The sequence below is a fragment of the Fodinicurvata sediminis DSM 21159 genome (genome assembly GCF_000420625.1).
Classification (GTDB): domain Bacteria; phylum Pseudomonadota; class Alphaproteobacteria; order Kiloniellales; family DSM-21159; genus Fodinicurvata; species Fodinicurvata sediminis.
Genome location: NZ_ATVH01000020.1, coordinates 87,203 through 106,234, shown reverse-complemented (window position 1 = coordinate 106,234; position 19,032 = coordinate 87,203). Strand labels below are relative to the sequence as shown.

The following is a 19,032-nucleotide window of genomic DNA, read 5'->3' as shown; positions in this document are numbered from 1 at the left end:
ACGGCAAGGCTCCTCAAGATGAGGTGTGTTATAGTAAAATATTGATAATAAAAATAGAATCACCTCATGCTGAGGTGCATTGACGCCAGTCAATGCCTCGAAGCATCCTGGCACGTACGGAGCGGCCTGGGCCCCATTGCCGGGTTTTCTACCCCCGAACGGCAAGCTATGATCCGGGCCCATGACGACCTTCAAGGACCACTTCTCAAACCATGCCGCGGATTACGCCAGCTACCGCCCCGGCTATCCGCCGGCGCTGGCGGCCTGGCTGGGCGAGCTCGCCCCCACGCGCAAGCTGGCGCTGGATTGCGGCTGCGGCACGGGACAATTCGCGTGTCTTCTGGGGGATGTCTTCGATCATGTCATCGCCACCGACGCCAGCGCGGAACAGATCGCGCAGGCCGAGCCTCATCCAGCGGTCGCGTATCACGTCGCACCGGCCGAGGACAGTGGCCTGCCGGACGGCAGCGCCGACCTGGTCACCGTGGCCCAGGCCGCCCACTGGTTCGACCTGCCGACCTTCTACCAGGAAGTCCGGCGCGTCCTGCGGCCCGCGGGTGTGCTGGCGCTCATCAGCTATGGCCTGGCCCGGGTATCGCCCGAGATCGATGCCGTGGTCCAGCGCTTCTACGACGGCGCGGCCGCAGCCTACTGGCCGCCGGAGCGGCGCCATGTGGAAGACGGCTACGCCCGCCTGAATTTCCCCTTCCTGGAGATTCCAGCTCCGAACTTCCGCATGGAAGCCACCTGGAGCTTCCAGGCCTACAGCGGCTATCTCGGCACCTGGTCCGCCGTAAGGCACCTTGAACAGGACCAGGGGCCGACGCCTTTCCACAGTTTTCTGGAGGAACTCGAACAGGCCTGGGGCGACCCCAGCGTCATCCGCCGCATAACCTGGCCCCTCAGCCTGCGCGTCGGTCAGCTATAGCGTCGACGCTTGGCCAACTGAATTGCCGCAGCGTGTGGCTTCATCCCTTCGACCGGCTCAGGACAGGCTCTTCGAGGCCTTGCCTTACGGCAAGGCACCTCTGGATGAAGAATATTTTAGTAATTCCAGTTAGATAAAGATGACCTCATGCTGAGGAGCTTTGCCATAGGCAAAGCCTCGAAGCACCTTGGCATAGACGGTGGAGCCTGGAAGAACGCCAGCGGCGCCGCCCGGCCCCTACCCTCAAAACAACGAATGCCGGGAAGGTCTTCACCCCCGGCATTCGTCAATTCCACGCTGAAAGCGTGCCTCAGTCGCGGCGCTCGCGTATGCGCTCCATGAGCTCGGAAATACGGATACGCTCGTCATCGCCGGCCATCCGGTTGAAGCGAACCTCGCCCGCCGCCGTATATTCCTGCTCGTTGATGACGCCGTCATCGTTCCGGTCCATTTGCTCGAACATCCGATTGCGCATCTCTTCGCTGTTCGCGCGGGGCGGACGGTCCCTGTGATAGCTCTCGACGAATTCGGCCATCTCGTCTCGGGCAATCCGGCCGTCTCCATCCATGTCCTGGCGTTCGAACATGGCGTTGCGCGCCGTCTCGGCCTCATCGGCATCTATATAGCCATCGTTGTTCACATCTATGCCTTCCATCCAGGCCTGCATGCGCTCCTGGTGCGCGGCCCGGCGTTCGTAATCATCGGCACCATCCGAGGCGAAGGCCGACGCCGCTATCAAGGCGGCAAGGCCGCCGGCAAGTATCGTGGCTGTGTTCTTCATCAAATCGGTCCTTCTTCTGTCGTGATCGACCGCTTTGCTCGCGTGTAACAGGTCTAGACTTGGAAATCCTTTGCGACGGCTGCAAGGATTTTCTGGTTCAGGCGGACTGCACATCCCTCAGGGTCCGTGTTTCTGGAAAGCACAGGGTCACCCGTGTGCCACGGCGCGGTTCGCTTTCGATTTCCACCTCGCCATCGTGCGCACGCATGTATTCGATCGCCGTGGACAGCCCCAGGCCAAGCCCGCCCCCGTCGGAGGCCATGGCCGAACGAACCCGCTCGAAGGGTTCGCGGATGCGGGCCAAGTCCTCGGCCGGAATCCCCACACCCTGATCCTCGATGGCAATATGCAGGCAAGCCCCCTGCTGCCAGCTGCGTACAGACAGCCGGCTGTTGTGATAGCTGTACTTGAAGGCATTGGACAGAATGTTCAGGAACACCTGACGCAGGCGCTTGGCATCCCCGCGCAGGCGCACACCCGACAGGCCGTAGCCGCGCACCACCTCCAGATCCTGGCGGGGTGTATCCTGCTGCAACAGGGCCAGGCATTCATCGAGCAGGTCATGTGGATCCAGTTCGGTTTCCTCCAGGGCCACCTCGTTGCGCTGCAGCTTCACGATCTCCAGGATATCACCGATGATGCGCTGCAGGTGCTGGCCGCTCTGCCGAATGTCGCGGATATAGCTTCGATACTTATCGTTGCCCAGCGCCCCGAACAACTCCTGCTCCATCACCTCGCTGAACCCGATGATGCCATTCAGCGGCGTGCGCAGCTCGTGGCTCATGGAAGCCAGGAAGTTCTCCTTGGCCCGATTTGCCGCTTCGGCTTGGTCCCGGTCCTGCAGGCTCTGGGCATAAGCGCGCGCGCGTTCGCGCGCTTCCAGAGCCAGGGAAATCGTATCGGCCAGCGAGGCCACGAAGGCCGTTTCCTCATCCGCCCAGTTGCGCTGTGCCCCGACATGCTCGGCGGAAACCACGCCCACAACCTCGCCCGCCACCCGAATGGGCGAATCGATGAGGGCTCCGATGTCGTACCTTTGGATATAGTCGGTTAACTGCGCCAGAAGGGCCGGGTCCTGCTGGACGTCCGGCGCGATGATGCCACGGCGCTGGGTTACCGCCGACAGATACCCCTCCAGTTCCTTGAAACTGAGTGAAATACCACTGGAACCATGCGCTTCCCGCAGATCGCGCACGCAGACAGCCTCCATCTGTGCATCGCCGAACATCCAGACCGAGGCCCGCTTGACCATCAGGATATCGGTCAGCAGGGCACAGACCTCATCGGCCACGGAGTCAACATCCCCGTCGGCCAGGGCGCGCGAGGACACCAGGCCGACCAGGGCCTGGTTCTGCATGCGATGCTGACGCTGGAGGCGTTCGCGCTCCAGGATATCCATGGCCAAAAAAGAGAAATCCAGAAGACTTTCCCTATCCTGCTCGTCGAAATCCTGCCGTGGTTTCCTATCGGCGATGCAGAGCGTGCCAAGGCGAAAGCCTTCGGACACCTTCAAGGGCGCGCCGGCATAGAAATTCACGTGAGGTTCCCCAACGACAAGAGGATTGTCGAAAAAACGCGCATCCTGCTTCGTGTCGGGGATGACCAGGGCCTCGTCCTGCAGGATGGCGTGCCCGCACAGCCCCAGATCGCGTGGAATTTCCTCGGCTTCCAGGCCATGCCGCGACTTGAAGAACTGGCGGTCCTGGTCGACCAAGCTCAGCATGCAGTAATTCACGGAGAAATGACGGGCAACCAGGCGCGTCAGGATGTCCAGTTCGGCAATCGGACCGCTATCAAGGATGCCGTAACGCTCAAGGGTTTCCTGGCGTTCCCTTTCCTCGAGGGGTCTCTCCGGTGCCTGCATCTGGACTGCCTGTTGCTTTTGGCCAGCAGCCTGCAGACACCTGCAGGTCTGGCATTCTTCCTATATATCAGACCTTGTGCAGGAAAATCAAAACCTTGTTGAGGTTTGCTGAATCAGGACAGGAGGACGGGGCGGCAGCTCCTTGCGCCGCCTGCCCTCATCCGCGCAGGCTGCCGCCCGTTGCCTTTTCCACCTGGGCGATGATCTTCGCGCTGACCGCGTCCAGGTCCTCGTCGGTCAGGGTCTTGTCCCGCGGCTGCAGGATGACGCAGAGTGCCAGCGATTTCTGGCCCTCGGGCACGCCCTTGCCGCTGTAGACATCGAAGACCTCGACGCCGGTGACCAGCTTCTTGTCTGCGCCCCTGGCCGCCCGGATCGCCTTCTCCGCAGGCACGTCCGCATCCATCAGGAAGGCGAAGTCCCGCTCCACGGGCTGATAAGCTGAAAGTTCCAGAGCAGGCCGTGCCTTGCTTGCCTTGGCCTTGGGTTCGGGAATGCTTTCCACATAGACCTCACAGGCCACCGCTCTATCCTTCAGGTCGAAGGCCTTGAGCACCCGTGGGTGCAGTTCGCCGAAGCTGGCCAGCACCTTGGGACCCAGGCACAGCTGTCCTGAACGCCCCGGATGGTACCAGGCCGGCGCATCCGCCGTGACCTGCAGGCTGTCCACCGGTGCACCGGCCGCCTCGAGTGCCTTGAGCGCATCGGCCTTGGCATCGAAGGCATCCACCGCGCGGCTTTCGGCCAGCCAGTGCCGCGTAACAGCCCGTCCGCTGCGCAGGGTGGCCGCCAGGTCGATCTGCTCCTCCGGGGCCGTGCCGGCATACTGCGGACCGATCTCGAAGAAAGCGCCATCGGGATAGCCGCGCGCCGCGTTGCGTGAAGCCGCATCCAGCAGGGTCGGCAGGATCGAGGGACGCATGACGTCCAGGTCGCTGGAGATGGGGTTGTCCACCCGCAAGGCCTCGTCCTGCCAGCCGAAGAGTCGTGCTTGCCGCTCGGCAATGAACGAGAAGGTGACGGCCTCCTCCAGGCCGCGCCAGGCCAATGCCTGGCGCACGGCCGAAAAGCGTTTCTGCTTCACGGTCAGCACATCACGCGGCAGGCTCTCGTCCCGTTTCGGCGGAGTCAGCGGCAGGGCCTCGTAGCCGTGCAGGCGCAGCACCTCCTCCACCAGACAGGCCTCGCCCTCGATGTCCGGGCGCCAGCTCGGTACGGTGCAGGACAGGGTCTCGCCCTTCATCTCGACCTCGAATCCCAGCTTCTCCAGCAGGCTCTGCTGCTCTGCGGCGGGAATCTCGACACCGCCCAGGCTTGCGACCCGGCTGGCCCGCAGGTCCGCCACCGGACGTGCCTCAGGTAGGGTTCCGGCGGAAACCGCTTCACTGGCCTCGCCGCCGCAGAGATCCAAAATCATGCGCGTGGCAACCTCGACGCCCCAGTGCGCGCTCTCCGGATCGACACCGCGTTCAAAGCGATAGCGGGCATCGGAATGGATGCCGAGGCGCCGGCCCGTGAAGGCGATGCGGATCGGATCGAACAGGGCGACTTCCAGGAAAACCTCGGTGGTGTCCTCCTGGCAGCCCGTCTCCTCGCCGCCCATGACGCCGCCGATGGCCTGGGGGCCGTTGTCGTCGGCGATCACCAATGTGTCTTCGTCCAGCGCGTAGCTGTTCTCGTCCAGCGCTTCCAGGCTCTCGCCCTTGCGCGCAAGGCGCATGGTGGGATCGCCCGACAGCTTGCCGGCGTCGAAAACGTGCAGCGGCCGCCCCAGGTCGAAGGTGACATAATTGGTGATGTCCACCAGGGCCGAAATGGGACGCAGGCCGATGGCGCGCAGGCGGTCCTGCAGCCACTTGGGCGCGGGACCGTTCTTCACGCCTCGGAAGCTGCGGCCAGCCACGTAGGGACAGGCCCCCTGGTCATCGGCCGGCAGGTCGCGCTTCCAGGTGCGCGGGCTCTCGAAACTGCCCTGCACCGGCTCGGCCTTCAGCGGCTTCAGGGTGCCCAGGCCAGCAGCTGCCAGGTCGCGGGCAATGCCACGCACGCCCAGGCAGTCGCCACGGTTGGGCGTGATGGCGATCTCGATCACCGCATCGTCCAGCCCGGCCAAAGGGGCAAAGGCCTGCCCCACATTCAGTTCACCACCGAAATCCTCGGGATTCAGTTCGATGATGCCCTCGTGCTCGTCGGAAATGCCCAGTTCGCGCTCGGACACCAGCATGCCCCGGGACTCGACCCCACGGATCACGCCGGGCTTCAGATCCAGATCGGTGCCGGGAATGTAACTGCCCGGCGCGGCGAAGACGCCGTACATGCCCGTGTGTGCGTTGGGCGCGCCACAAACCACCTGGGCCTCGCCTTCGCCCGTGGCCACACGACAGACCTTCAGCCGATCGGCATCGGGATGCGGGGCCGCCTCGATGACATGCGCCACGGTGAAGGGCGCCAGCTGCTTGCCCCTGTCCGTTACGTCCTCGACCTCCAGGCCCAGCATGGACAGGCGCTCGACGATCTCTTCCAGGCGCGCCGTAGTCTCCAGGTGATCCTTCAGCCAGTTGAAGGTAAATTTCATCGCTTATGCCCCCTTACAACCCGCGCACCATGGACGGCACATCCAGCGGCAGGAAGCCGTGATGCCTGAGCCAGCGCAGGTCGGACTCATAGAAGGTGCGCAGATCGGGGATGCCGTACTTCAGCATGGCGATACGCTCGATCCCCATGCCGAAGGCAAAGCCCTGATAGCGCGTGGAATCGATGCCGCAGTTCTCCAGGACCTTGGGGTGCACCATGCCGCAGCCCAGGATCTCCAGCCAGTCCTTGCCCGGGCCGATGACCAGCTGGCCGCCCTCGTGCGAGCAGCCGATGTCCACCTCGGCGGAAGGTTCCGTAAAGGGGAAATAGCTGGGCCGGAAGCGCACCGGCAGGTCCTCCACGCCGAAGAAGGCGCGGCAGAACTCGATCAGCGTGCCCTTCAAGTGCCCCATGTGCGTGGTCTCGTCCACCACAAGCCCCTCGACCTGGTGGAACATGGGACTGTGGGTGGCATCGTGATCGGCGCGGAAGGTGCGCCCCGGTGCGATGATGCGCACCGGCGGCTGGCCCGAGAGCATGTGGCGGATCTGAACCGGCGAGGTGTGGGTGCGCAGCACCGGACGTTCCGCGTCCTCGGGCTCGGCCTTCAGGTAGAAGGTATCCATGTCCTGACGCGCCGGGTGCCACTCGGGAATGTTCAGCGCCGAGAAGTTGTGGAAGGCATCTTCGATATGCGGCCCCTCGGCCACCGAGAACCCCATCTCGCCGAAGATGGCGATCAGTTCGTCGATGGTGCGGCTGATGGGGTGGATGTGCCCGCTGCGTTCGGGACGCACGGGCAGCGAGACATCGATGCGCTCGGCCTGCAGGCGCGCCTCCAGGGCCGTCGCCTCCAACGCATCGCGGCGTGTCTCGATGGCGTCGGCCAGGGCATCCTTCACCTGGTTCAGCGCCTGGCCCGCCTCGCGGCGTTCGTCGGGCGAAAGCTGGCCCAGCGTCTTCATGCGCTGGGTGATCTCACCCTTCTTGCCAAGCGCGCGCACACGCAGAGCTTCCAGGCTGTCCAGGTCGGCCGCCTCGGCGGCCTCGTCCAGCAGTTGTTGCTTGAGCTGTTCCAGGTCTTGCATCGGCACGTCTGTCGCAGTCTTCAGGTCAATGGGGCTCTCACGCGCGGAAAGACGCCCCGCAACAGCGGTGACAGCGGAGGGCCGATGCCGGGCGGCCTTGCGGGGCCGCAGCCGCCCGGATTCAGGAGGCGTTCAGGCCTGGGCCTGGTTCAGTGCGCTCTGTGCCTGCTCGGCCAGGGACTTGAAAGCCTCCGGCTCGCGCACGGCAATATCGGCCAGCACCTTGCGGTCCAGCTCGATCCCGGCCTTCCGCATGCCATTCATGAACTGCGAATAGGTCAGGCCGTGCTCGCGGGCGCCGGCGTTGATGCGCTGGATCCAAAGCGAGCGGAAATTGCGCTTGCGGACACGGCGATCGCGATAAGCGTACTGCAGGGACTTCTCGACCTGCTGAACGGCGGCGCGATAGACGTTGTTCCTGCGGCCGCGGTAGCCTTTGGCCTGCTTCAGGATCTTCTTGTGACGGGCGTGTGCGGTGGTACCGCGTTTGATACGTGACATGGCTCGGCTCTCCCGTCAGTCGTTTGGCATGTAATAGCGCTTGACGATGCGGGCGTCCGTGCTGCTCAGCAGCTTCGTCCCGCGCGCATTACGCTTCATCTTCTGCGGCCGTTTGCGCATGTTGTGGCTCATGAAAGCGGAGCCGACGCGCACCTTGCCGGTGGCTGTCAGCTTGAAGCGCTTCTTCGCGCTGCTCTTTGTCTTCAGTTTCGGCATTTTGTCCTCTGGTCTGGTCGCTGTTCGGACAGCAAAATAGCGGCGGCTGGGCATGCCTGTTGGCCGCACCGCCGTGCGTCGAGAGGCGGGTTATAACGGGCACGAGGCAGCATGACAAGGCCGGCCTGGAATTCACGACCGGGTGACGGGTGGCCGTCAGGAATTTGGCAGTTCTCAGGAATTTGGAAGGGCCAGGGTAAAGCTCGAGCCAAGACCGCTGTGGCTCTCGAAGCTCAATTCCCCGCCCAGCACGCCGGCCAGCTGGTGTGAAATGCTCAGGCCGATGCCGGCCCCCCGTGTGCCCGCCGCCGAGGTGGCGCGGAAGAAGCGGCTGAACAGCCTGTTCTGCTCGTCCTGCGGGATGCCGATCCCGCTATCGACCACCGAGAAGAGAATGCGGTGTCCCTCTGCACGCACATTCAAGGACACGCTCTCGCTCTCCGGGGAATACTTGAGCGCGTTGGACAGCAGGTTGCCCAGGATCTGCTCCACAAGTAGCGGGTCGGTACGGATGTAGGGCGGCACCTCGTCGGCAATGGACAGCGTGATGCTGCGCTCGGGCGTGACAGCCAGTTGCCGCTCCCGCACGCGCTCCAGCAACTGGGCAATTTCACAGTCGTGTGCCTCCACGGAGATGCCCCCGCCCTCGAGGCGTATGGCATCCAGCGTCGTGTCCACCAGGCGCGCCAGACCCTGGACTTCCGTTCGGGTCCGCCGGGCCCGCTCCTGGATATCCTCGCGCGACAGGCCGTCTCCCTGGCGCTGCAGGCGCTGCATCGAGGAGTCGATCACCGCCAGGGGCGTGCGGAACTGATGGGACACCAGAGCCACGAAACTGCGGTAGATCTCGGCCACCTCCTGTTCCCGGACCAGGGTCCGCCGCATGTGCTCCCTCTGGGCCAGCGCGCGCAGCATGGTGACGGACAGGAAAACGCCAAGCGCCAGGATGGCCAGGATGGAGACGATCACCTGCAGGATGGCTTCGCGTTGCCGGTCCAGGCGCGCACCGGTCCGGTCCCAGTGAGCGACCATGGACTCGTTTGCGGCACGTCCCAGATCCCGCTCCAGTTCGTCCAGAACGAAATGGACCTCCGTCGCCGGCGCCTCGAGCAGGCCCGCCTTCTCCAGGATGACATCCTCCAGACTGCGCAGCGCACGCGCATCCTCGGCCAATGGCGCCGCGAAACCGAGGTCCGCCATGTAGCGGGCCTGCGGCCCCTGGGAGAGCAGGTTCAATCGGCTGAGCAACACGTTGTAACGGCGTTCGACCTCGCTGCCCTCTTCCAGGCCGCCGGCCCGCCGTGCCAGCGTGGCATCCAGCAGCAGGGTGGCCGTCTGCGCCTGCGAGATGGCCCAGAGCATGTTGTCGCCCTCGTTGCGGCGCATCTCGCTTTCGGTTTCCAGCAGCCGCCAGAGCGCGAAGACCAGGACAACGGCAAAGGCCAGGATGGCGATGCCCGAGACAGCATAGGCTATGACGTCATGGCGCCGCTTCATTCGATCTCGAGCTGAATCAGCTGCCAGACCCAACGGTAGTCATAGCGGATATCCTGCAGTTCCTCGTGATCGTCGCGTGGATAGACGATCCACAAGGGGCCCTTGTCGCGTGGCGAGAGACGTTCGCCGTCCATGTGCGTTGCCGCCACAACGTCGAAGTCGTGGAAATCCTCCATGGGAATCTCGATGACATAGTCGTTCAGCGCGCTGGCCGTGACGGTCTCGCCCTCGGCCTCTACCCATGCCAGCAGGTCGCGCATCAGGACTCCGTCGAAGGTTTTCACACCGTCGGTCACCACGGTGCGGGTCTCCAGCGTCTGCGACGGCAGGGTCTCCAGCATCTCCCTGTCGAAAAGCGCCCTGTCACCGTCATTCGTCTGCCCGATGTTGCCGGTCACGGTCAGCAGGACCTCTCCCGTGGGACTGGGCAGTTCAGAAGCACCAGCAGACACAGCCCCCATCGCCAGCATCATCGTCAAAACCACGGTCGGAAAAAATGCCAGGGCATGGAACCGGCCCCTTTCGGTTTCCTTCACCGCGCGCAGTTTCCTTATGCGAACAGACGACATGCCTTCCTCCCGCTATCTGACGGATTATTGATATCTTCCGTTCAGAACAGCAGAATCCGGCAGGCCTGTCCACGCCTGCCGGCCGCTTGAAGATCCAGCTGGGACAGGAGCCATCTATGGAATGAGAAAGTGCGCCGCCGCCGGGCGGAGCACCTGGCTCCGCCCGGCGAAAGGCCTCACGAGGCGCCCTGATTGGCTTGTGCCAGGCCCCCGTCCCCGGCATCGCCCGTCGAGGCGCCATAGGCGCGGGCCTTTTCCTTCAGCTTGCCGAACTTGCCTGACAGCTGTTCCAGCTTGGACTCCCAGGCCGGATCCGGCGTCTGATCCTCGATCGTGCGGAAGTAGACCTCCATCATGCAGGTAATCGCAAAGGGCTCCAGAATGGCGGCCTTCACGCTCCAGGCAAAAAGGAGGGCGAAGACGATCCCCCCCGCCGACCAGGCGCCAGGAATCAGGTAGACGGCCAGGGCCGCCGGAGCCAGCATCAGGAGGAAGATGACAAAGGACAGGCCGTAGACGATCAACGCCAGCCAGGCCGCGTTCTTCAACATGGGCTTGTAGTTCTGGGCATAGAGCACTAGCCCGGTGCGCGCCGAGCCCCAGGCATTGGTCGAACCGGTGCGAATCGCATAGGCCAGAATTACTTCGTCTATGAATCCCACGGCAATCTTCAGGAAAGCCTTCAGAATGCTGACCAGCTGCTGAGCCCCGGGAATCGGCAGGATGGTCACGATCCCGCGGACCAGCCCCGTGATCGCCCGCAGTACGCCCTTTACCAACTGGTCCACGCCGAACAGCACGCTGGCCTGGGCGAAACGGTTGGTAACCTCCTCGCGGGCATAGGCGATCTGCGAGCGGCCTTCCGGCATTTTCTCGCCGTCCAGCAGCTTGACCAGAACGGCAATGTGACCGGCCTTCACGATGTACAGGATGTATTCACGCAGGAAGTACATCACGGCACCGACGATGCCAAAGCCGATCAGGCCGCCCCAGAAGGTCGCGCCGGCCTGGAAACCGGCATCGCCGAAGCCGCCGATGCCCCATCCGACTCCGGCGCCGACCCCCGTCATCAGCACATAGGCCACCGCAACGCCGAAATAGACGGCAATGCGCAGCAACAGGAATGGCAAGGTCTGGCCCATCAGGCCAAGCGCCCGGCCAACCGAGAAATCCCACATGGTATCCTCTCTTCCCCCATGATTCGGAAAAGAGAATCCTACGCACTATAAAGAGACGCGTCCCCGTTCGTTTAAAGGGGAACATGCAGGCGGGACTTGCCTGGAAGGCACTTTGCGGACTAACTCTACCCCGAAAGAGATACCCCATAGTTTGGGAAGACCCCCGGGAGCGGTTCAGGCCGGGAAAGGTTCAAGCCGGGAAAGGTTCAGGGAGGACCAATGGGGATGAAAACGGAACAGGCCGGGATGCGAGGCACCATCCTCTGCATCGAGGATGAGCCCTACCTGCGTCAGGATATCCTCGACGAGCTGCACACAGCCGGCTATCGCGCCATCGGCGCCGAAGACGGAGTCGAGGCCCTGGCCACCCTGGAGAATCGGCGGCCCGACCTGATCCTCTGCGATATCTCCATGCCCCAGCTCGACGGCTATGAACTGCTGGCCCACCTGCGCAGCAAACGCCCTGACCTGGCCGATGTCCCGTTCGTCTTCCTGACCGCCCTGAATCAGCGCGACGAGATTATCAGCGGCAAGCGTGCAGGGGCCGACGACTACCTGGTGAAGCCCATCGACTATGACCTGCTGCTGGCCAGCATCGAGGCCCGCCTGCAGCAGGTCCAGCGAATCAACAGCAAGCTTGGGCAGGAACTGGACTCACTTCGCGCTGCCCTGGCCAAGGCCAACGCCGGAGACCACAGTGGGTTGCACCGGATTCTCGACCTGCTGGCCTTCGGCGTGGTTCTGATCGGCGCCGAGGGGCGGCTTTTCACCAACCAGGCGGCACGCGCCCTGCACGAGGCGAATGACGGCTTGCGAATCACGCCGGAGCTGCAGACCGGATCGGCGCACCTGAATCGCCAGCTGCGCAAACAGCTCGAATCCTGTCGCTCGGCCGCGCGCCAGGGCCGGGAACTGGTCGCCAGCCTGTCGGTGCCGCGTCCCTCTGGCCGGCGCGACCTGCTGCTCATTGCCTGTGCGCTGCCCGCTGTCGCCGGGGAAGGATGCGACGATCCGTTGGCCGTGATCTTCCTCTCCGATCCCGAACGACGGCCGGAACTGCCCGGCAGCGTCCTGTCCGAACTCTTCGAGCTGACCCCCACGGAAAGCGAGGTCGCCCGCGCCCTGGCACATGGCCGGCGCACCGACCAGATCGCCGGTGATCTGGGCGTCTCCCAGACCACGGTGGCCTTCCATTTGCGCAATCTTTTCGACAAGACAGGCACGAATCGACAGGCCGACCTGATCGCGCTGGTGCTGACGGCCCTGGCCACGCTACCCCAAGGTGCACTTGATGGTGGAACGCCGGCGGCCTAAGCTCTCCTCATGACAGCCATACTGCACCGCCAGCCAAGCCAGCCCCTGCCCCTCGCCGTGGCCGGGGACGGCCCCTACCTGATCGACAGCAACAACAAGCGCTACCTGGACGCTTCGGGCGGCGCGGCCGTGTCCTGCCTGGGCCACAGCCACAAGGCCGTGGTCGAGGCCATCAAGGCCCAGCTGGACCAACTGCCCTACGCACACACCGGGTTCTTCGCCAATCAGCCCTCCGAAGACCTGGCCGCGCATCTGACAGCCCGCGCGCCCGGCGACCTCAACAAGGTCTATTTCGTCTCCGGCGGCTCGGAAGCCAATGAGACGGCCATGAAGCTGGCACGGCAGTATTTTTACGAGAAGGGCGAGCCGCAACGCCGGCATTTCATCGCCCGGCGGCAGAGTTATCACGGCAACACCCTGGGTGCGCTTTCCATCGGCGGCAATCCCGGGCGCCGCGCGGTCTATGAACCCATCCTCCTGCCGGCCAACCATGTTTCGCCCTGCTATCCCTATCGCGAACAGCCGGCCGAGGAGAGCGAGGAGGCCTATGCCCAGCGCCTGGCCGACGAGCTGGACGCGAAGATCCGCGAACTGGGCCCCGAGACCGTGATCGCCTTCGTGGCCGAAACGGTGGTCGGCGCGACCCTGGGCGCCGTCGAACCTGTACCCGGCTATTTCAGGAAGATTCGCGAGGTCTGTGATCGTCACGGCATCCTGTTGATCCTGGACGAGATCATGAGCGGCATGGGCCGCACCGGCTGCCTCTTCGCCTGCGAGGAAGACGGGGTGGCGCCCGACCTGCTGACCTGTGCCAAGGGCCTGGGCGCGGGCTACCAACCCATCGGCGCCTGCCTTCTGTCGGACAGGATCCACGACACCATTGTCGGCGGCAGCGGCGCCTTTCAGCACGGCTTCACCTACATCGGCCATGCCACCGCCTGTGCCGGCGCCCTGGAAGTCCAGCGCACCATCGAACGCGAGGGCCTGCTGGAGAACGTGCAGACACAGGGCGCGAAGCTGCGCCAGGGGCTCGAGGCGCGTTTCGGCAACCATCCCCATATCGGCGATATACGGGGACGTGGGCTCTTCCTCGGCATAGAGTTGGTCCAGGATCGCGCGACGAAGCAGCCTTTCGCTCCGGCCCACAAGCTCTTTGCCCGCATCAAGGCCAAGGCCATGGAGCACGGGCTGATGTGCTATCCCAACGGCGGCACCAGGAACGGCCAGGACGGCGACCACATCCTGCTGGCGCCACCCTTCATCATCGGCGCGCAGCAGGTCCAGGAAATCCAGGACCGCCTGGAGGCCGCCATCCAGGACGCGCTGAAAGAGATCGGAGCGGGCGCATGAGCCAGACACAGGACGCCTGGGAACCGCTGATCCTGGCCGTTGCCCCCAACGGTGCACGCAAGACCAAGGAAGATCACCCGAAACTGCCCATCACCCCCGAGGAGCTTGCCGAAACGGCCCGCGCCAGTTGCGCGGCGGGTGCCAGCCTGCTGCACCTGCATGTGCGCGACGCCGATGAACGGCACAGCCTGGATCCCGGGCGCTATCGCGAAGCCGCAGCTGCGGTACGCGAAGCAGTTGGCCAGGACATGATCCTGCAGATCACCACCGAGGCCGTTGGCATCTATGACCGCCAGCAGCAGATGGACTGCGTGCGCGCCGTGGAACCCGAGGCTGTCAGCCTGGCCGTGCGTGAACTCATCCCGGATGCCGACGCAGAAGACGAGGCCGCCGCCTTCCTGTCCTGGATGGACGAGGCCGGGATCCTGCCGCAGTTTATTCTCTACGACGCCGAGGATGTCCTGCGCTTCAACGACCTGGCCGAACGTGGCCTCATTCCTTCTCGCCATCCTTTCGTACTTTTCGTACTGGGGCGCTACAGCAAGGACATGACGTCGCACCCCCTGGATCTGCTGCCCTTTGTCCAGGCCAACAGCAAGGGCTTCCGCTGGGCCGTCTGCGCGTTTGGACCGCGGGAATGTGCCTGTGCCGGAGCTGCCGCCGCCCTGGGCGGGCATGCGCGTATCGGGTTCGAGAACAACATGCGTCTGCCACACGGCGAGACCGCCCCCGACAACGCAGCCCTGGTGCGTGCAGCCGCCGAGGCTGCAGAGGCCATGGGCCGCCCGCTGGCTGACGCCGCCATGGCACGGAAAATGCTGGCCGGGCCGCAGGAAAGCTGAAGGCTCGGAAGCGCGCCGAACCAGGACGACTGTTTACAACCTCTCCTTTAGATTGCAGATTCCAGCCATCCGGACGCCTTTGCCCCAGCGGGCATGCGTGCTGCATTTGGGGGTAGCGCCGGAGCAAAAAAGGTGTTTAATTTTACCTTGAAAGGCGGCGCAGAAGATGCCGCCGAACAACGATAGAGAACAGGTGAGCCTTGGGAAACGCCGGCAGAAGCCATGACCATAGGTGGAAAACCGCTATCCAGACGCGATCCGGGAGCGCCGCTGTCATGCGGTTGCTTGGCGAAACACTTCGCATTCCTTCCGGCCCATCGCGGACAGCCTGCTGCCGGCAGGCGTCGGCCTGACCACGGCCGACTGTATCACGGGCTCTCCGATATCAGGATTCAGCAGTAAAGAAGGATACGGAAATGAAGAAAATCGCACTCACAGCTGCCGTTGCCGCGCTTGCGGCCGGTGCCTACGGAGGCCTGACAACCCCTGACGCAGAGGCTCAGGACCAGCGCTTCATCACCGTCGGCACCGGCGGTGTCACCGGCGTCTACTATCCGGCCGGCGGCGCGATCTGCCGCCTGGTCAACCAGGGCCGCTCCGAACACGGCATCCGCTGTTCTGCGGAAAGCACCGGCGGCTCGGTATTCAATGTGAACGCCATCCGCGAGGGCGAACTGGATTTCGGTGTGGCCCAGTCCGACGTGCAGTACTTTGCCTATAACGGCGAGGGCGCCATGGAGGACGCCGGTCCTGACGAGAACCTGCGTTCTGTCTTCTCGCTGCATCCGGAGCCCTTCACCGTCGTGGCCCGTCCGGATGCCGGAATCGAGAGCTTCGAGGACCTGAAGGGCAAGCGCGTCAACATCGGCAATCCGGGCTCCGGCCAGCGCAACATCATGGACCTGCTGATGGAAGAGCACGGCTGGACGCAGGACGACTTCGAGCAGGCCTCGGAACTGCCGTCCCGCGAACAGGCGCAGGCGCTCTGCGACAACAACTATGACGCCTTCGTCTTCTCCGTCGGCCACCCCAGCGGTTCCATCGAGGAACCGATCGCCACCTGCGACGCTGTCCTGGTGCCGGTGGAAGGCGAAATCATCGACCAGGTGGTCGAGGAATATCCCTACTACTTCAACGCCACCATTCCGGCCGGCATGTACAACAACGAGGAAGACGTGAACACCTTCGGTGTCGGCGCCACGCTGGTGACTTCTGCCGACGTGCCCGAGGATGCCGTCTATCAGGTGACCAAGGCTGTCTTCGACAACCTGGACACCTTCAAGGGCCTGCACCCGGCTTTCGAAGTCCTGGACGCAAGCGCCATGGCCAACGACGGCAGTTCCGCACCAATGCATGACGGTGCCAAGAAGTACTTCGAGGAAGAAGGCCTCCTCGAAGAGTAAGCTTTGATCTGGAACCGGAGACGCCTGCCGCGTCTCCGGTTCTTTTTCCGTTTTTCATTCATCCCCATGCCGGCCTGGTCAGGCAGTCGGGTGGGTCAAGGAATGAAGACATTCGGGGCACGGCATGACGAACAGCGACACGGGCGGAACGCAAGCTTCCCAGAGCACGGCAAATTCCCCGGACGCGGCACAGGATCTGGTCGCCAAGGTTGAAACCGGCGCCCGCGTGCCCGAAGGCTTTCCCAAGCGCCTCATCCTCACGGTGGCCTTTCTCTGGTCGGCCTTCCAGGTCTGGATCGCCTCGCCCCTGCCCTTCATTGTCGGCTTCGGCCTCTTCAACTCCACGCAGGCCCGCTCCATCCATCTGGCCTTCGCCATTTTCCTGGCCTTCCTGTCCTTCCCGGGCATGATCAGCACGGCGCGTGGCTACCCTATCTTCAGCAGCATTTTCGGTATCGGCGGCCTGGTCACGCTCGTTTACGCGGCCATGGCGTTTCTGGGCGGTGACGGTGCACGCGCCGTCATATTCGCAGCGACCGGCCTGACCGCCCTGCTTGTCTGCCTGGCGTCCTTTCGTCCGGCCCCGCTCAGCCGCATTCCCCTGATGGACTGGCTGTTGGCGCTGCTGGCGGTGGCCAGTGTTCTCTATCTCTTCGTCTTCTACGAGCAGCTGACCCAGCGCCCGGGCGCACCGATCCTGGCGGACCTCGTGGTCTCAGGAATCGGCATGATCCTGCTGCTCGAGGCCTCGCGCCGCTCCCTGGGGCCGGCGCTGACGAGCATCGCGGCGGTCTTCCTGGTCTATGCCTTCGCCGGACCCTACATGCCGGACATGATCGCCCACGGGGGCGCCTCCTTCAGTCGCATGGCCTCCCAGCAATGGCTGACACAGGAAGGCGTGTTCGGCATTGCGCTGGGGGTTTCCACCAGTTTCGTGTTCCTCTTCGTGCTCTTTGGCTCGATGCTCGACAAGGCCGGGGCCGGCAACTACTTCATCCAGGTTGCCTTCGCCTTCCTGGGTCACATGCGGGGCGGACCCGCCAAGGCGGCCGTGGTCTCCTCGGGGATGACCGGCATCATCTCCGGATCCTCCATCGCCAACACCGTGACCACAGGCACCTTCACCATTCCCCTGATGAAGCGGGTTGGCTACAGGCCCGAACAGGCGGGCGCAATCGAGGTCTCCAGTTCCGTGAACGGCCAGATCATGCCGCCGGTCATGGGCGCGGCCGCCTTCCTGATGATCGAGTACGTGGGCATCCCCTACATCCAGATCATCAAGCATGCCTTTCTGCCGGCCGTCATCACCTATGTGGCGCTGCTCTACATCGTCCATCTCGAGGCCCTGAAGATGGGCCTTCAAGGCCTGCCGAAACGCAATCCAACCACGCTGATGGGCACGCTGCTGCGGGTGGGCATCACCGTCACCAGCCTGATCATCCTCTCCGGACTGGTCTACTACGGCATCGGCTGGATCAAGGTGGTGGCGGGCGAAGCCTCGCTGATCGTCATCCTGCTGCTGGTGCTTGCCGCCTACCTGGCGCTGCTCTGGCAGGCGTCACGGGTGCCGGAACTGCACATGGATGACCCCAATGCGCCGATCCTGCAACTTCCCGAGGCAGGCCCCACGGTCAAGTCCGGCCTCTACTTCCTGCTACCGGTGGTGATCCTGATCTGGTGCCTGATGATCGAGCGGCTCTCGCCGGGGCTCTCGGCCTTCTATGCCGTGGCCTTCATGATCTTCATCCTGCTGACCCAGCGCCCCATCCTGGCCGTCTTCCGCCAGGCCGGCAGTGTCGGACGGGCCGCCTGGGCGGGCGTCGAGGACCTGGTCGCCGGCTTCATTGCCGGAGCCCGTAACATGGTTGGCATTGCCGTCGCCACGGCCACCGCCGGCATCATCGTCGGTGTGGTGGCCCAGACGGGGTTGAGCCAGGTCCTGGCTGGTGTTGTGGAAAACATCTCCGGCGGCAACCTGATGATCATGCTGATCCTCACCGCCGTGCTCTGCCTCGTCCTTGGCATGGGCCTGCCGACTACGGCCAACTACATCGTGGTCGCCACCATCATGGCGCCGGTGATTGTCGAGTTGGGTCCTCAGAACGGCCTGGTCGTGCCGCTCATCGCCGTGCACCTCTTCGTTTTCTATTTCGGCATCATGGCGGACGTCACGCCACCGGTTGGGCTGGCTTCTTTCGCGGCAGCGGCCATATCGCGCGGTGACCCGATCAAGACCGGTTTCCAGGCTTTCTACTACAGCCTGCGCACGGTCATCCTGCCGTTCATCTTTATCTTCAACACGCAGCTTCTGTTGATCGGGGTCGACAGTATCACCCATGTGGTCGTGGTGGCTGTTACGGCCCAGCTGGCCATGCTGATCTTCGCTGCCGCGACTCAGGGCTTCTTCGTCACAAAGAGCCGTATATGGGAAAGCGCCGCCTTGTTGCTGGCGGCCCTGATGATCTTCCGCCCCGGGCTGTTCCTGGACCAGTTCACCGAAGCCTATCTGCCGCAACCGCCGGCGCAGCTCATGGAGATCGTCGAAAACTCCCCGCCCAACCGATACCTGCGCATGGAGGTCGAGGGGCTGAGCGACATGGGCGACGAGGTCACCAAGACCATCATGCTGAACCTGGGCGAGCCTGGAGAAAGCCCCGAGGAACGGCTGTCGGCAAACACCGGCCTCCATGTCTCCACCGCAGGCGACCAAGTGCGCATCGACCGCGTGACCCAGGGCAGCGAGGCCAGTGACTTCAACATCGGCTTCGGCTTCACCGTCACCTCTGTCCTGCTGCCCAATCCGGATCGCCCGCCAGGGGAAATCATGCTGGTCCCCGCGCTCCTTCTGGTCGGCGGAGTCTGGTACCTGCAGCGCAGACGCCGTCCGCGGGAAAGCGGACAGACCGCCCAGGCACAGACCTGAGGCC

General features: G+C 63.8%; 15 protein-coding genes. 6 read left to right on the top strand and 9 right to left on the bottom strand.

The features are described 5' to 3' along the window. The first annotated feature begins 181 nt into the window (after positions 1 to 181). Positions 182 to 928 (top strand): class I SAM-dependent methyltransferase, encoded by a 747-nt coding sequence (locus G502_RS0117570; RefSeq protein ID WP_022729994.1) that lies wholly within the window; start codon positions 182 to 184, stop codon positions 926 to 928. Positions 929 to 1,238: 310 nt separating this feature from the next. On the opposite strand, the gene G502_RS0117565 is transcribed toward G502_RS0117570, so the two are convergent. The 9 genes from G502_RS0117565 to G502_RS0117525 all read right to left on the bottom strand — a co-directional run bounded on the left by G502_RS0117565 (position 1,239) and on the right by G502_RS0117525 (position 11,196). Then, entirely contained in the window at positions 1,239 to 1,709 is a 471-nt protein-coding gene (locus G502_RS0117565) for an EF-hand domain-containing protein (protein ID WP_022729993.1), read from the bottom strand. Positions 1,710 to 1,806: 97 nt separating this feature from the next. Beyond that, the gene (locus G502_RS21735) at positions 1,807 to 3,573 is read right to left on the bottom strand and encodes a GAF domain-containing sensor histidine kinase (protein WP_022729992.1); all 1,767 of its coding nucleotides are present in this window, start codon (positions 3,571 to 3,573) and stop codon (positions 1,807 to 1,809) included. Positions 3,574 to 3,730: 157 nt separating this feature from the next. Next, entirely contained in the window at positions 3,731 to 6,148 is a 2,418-nt protein-coding gene (gene pheT, locus G502_RS0117555) for a phenylalanine--tRNA ligase subunit beta (RefSeq protein WP_022729991.1), read from the bottom strand. Between the two features lie 13 nt (positions 6,149 to 6,161). Further along, positions 6,162 to 7,235 carry a phenylalanine--tRNA ligase subunit alpha gene (gene pheS, locus G502_RS0117550; RefSeq protein WP_022729990.1) on the bottom strand — a complete coding sequence of 358 codons (1,074 nt, stop codon included), beginning with the start codon at positions 7,233 to 7,235 and terminating at the stop codon, positions 6,162 to 6,164. A 132-nt stretch (positions 7,236 to 7,367) separates the two neighbouring features. Next, complete coding sequence (rplT, locus tag G502_RS0117545; protein WP_022729989.1) at positions 7,368 to 7,736, bottom strand: 50S ribosomal protein L20; 369 nt, start codon at positions 7,734 to 7,736, stop codon at positions 7,368 to 7,370. A gap of 15 nt (positions 7,737 to 7,751) precedes the next feature. Continuing rightward, positions 7,752 to 7,952: a 50S ribosomal protein L35 gene (gene rpmI, locus G502_RS0117540; RefSeq protein ID WP_022729988.1), complete on the bottom strand. Its 201-nt coding sequence runs from the start codon at positions 7,950 to 7,952 to the stop codon at positions 7,752 to 7,754. Between the two features lie 174 nt (positions 7,953 to 8,126). Next, entirely contained in the window at positions 8,127 to 9,449 is a 1,323-nt protein-coding gene (locus tag G502_RS21730; RefSeq protein WP_022729987.1) for a sensor histidine kinase, read from the bottom strand. Beyond that, entirely contained in the window at positions 9,446 to 10,018 is a 573-nt protein-coding gene (locus G502_RS0117530; protein ID WP_211217867.1) for a putative pterin-binding protein, read from the bottom strand. The genes G502_RS21730 and G502_RS0117530 overlap by 4 nt, the downstream gene beginning before the upstream one ends. A gap of 176 nt (positions 10,019 to 10,194) precedes the next feature. Beyond that, positions 10,195 to 11,196: a hypothetical protein gene (locus tag G502_RS0117525; RefSeq protein ID WP_022729985.1), complete on the bottom strand. Its 1,002-nt coding sequence runs from the start codon at positions 11,194 to 11,196 to the stop codon at positions 10,195 to 10,197. Positions 11,197 to 11,421: 225 nt separating this feature from the next. Here G502_RS0117525 and G502_RS21085 point away from each other — a divergent pair, with 225 nt between their 5' ends. The 5 genes from G502_RS21085 to G502_RS0117500 all read left to right on the top strand — a co-directional run bounded on the left by G502_RS21085 (position 11,422) and on the right by G502_RS0117500 (position 19,028). After that, entirely contained in the window at positions 11,422 to 12,510 is a 1,089-nt protein-coding gene (locus tag G502_RS21085) for a response regulator (RefSeq protein ID WP_211217866.1), read from the top strand. Positions 12,511 to 12,519: 9 nt separating this feature from the next. Next, entirely contained in the window at positions 12,520 to 13,860 is a 1,341-nt protein-coding gene (locus G502_RS0117515) for an aspartate aminotransferase family protein (protein WP_022729983.1), read from the top strand. Continuing rightward, positions 13,857 to 14,702 carry a beta-keto acid cleavage family enzyme gene (locus G502_RS0117510; RefSeq protein WP_022729982.1) on the top strand — a complete coding sequence of 282 codons (846 nt, stop codon included), beginning with the start codon at positions 13,857 to 13,859 and terminating at the stop codon, positions 14,700 to 14,702. Before G502_RS0117515 ends, G502_RS0117510 begins: the two co-directional genes overlap by 4 nt. 416 nt (positions 14,703 to 15,118) lie before the next feature. Beyond that, positions 15,119 to 16,105: a TAXI family TRAP transporter solute-binding subunit gene (locus G502_RS0117505; RefSeq protein ID WP_022729981.1), complete on the top strand. Its 987-nt coding sequence runs from the start codon at positions 15,119 to 15,121 to the stop codon at positions 16,103 to 16,105. 124 nt (positions 16,106 to 16,229) lie between these two features. After that, on the top strand, positions 16,230 to 19,028 hold the full coding sequence (locus tag G502_RS0117500) for a TRAP transporter permease (protein WP_022729980.1): 2,799 nt from the start codon (positions 16,230 to 16,232) through the stop codon (positions 19,026 to 19,028). Positions 19,029 to 19,032 lie beyond the last annotated feature (4 nt).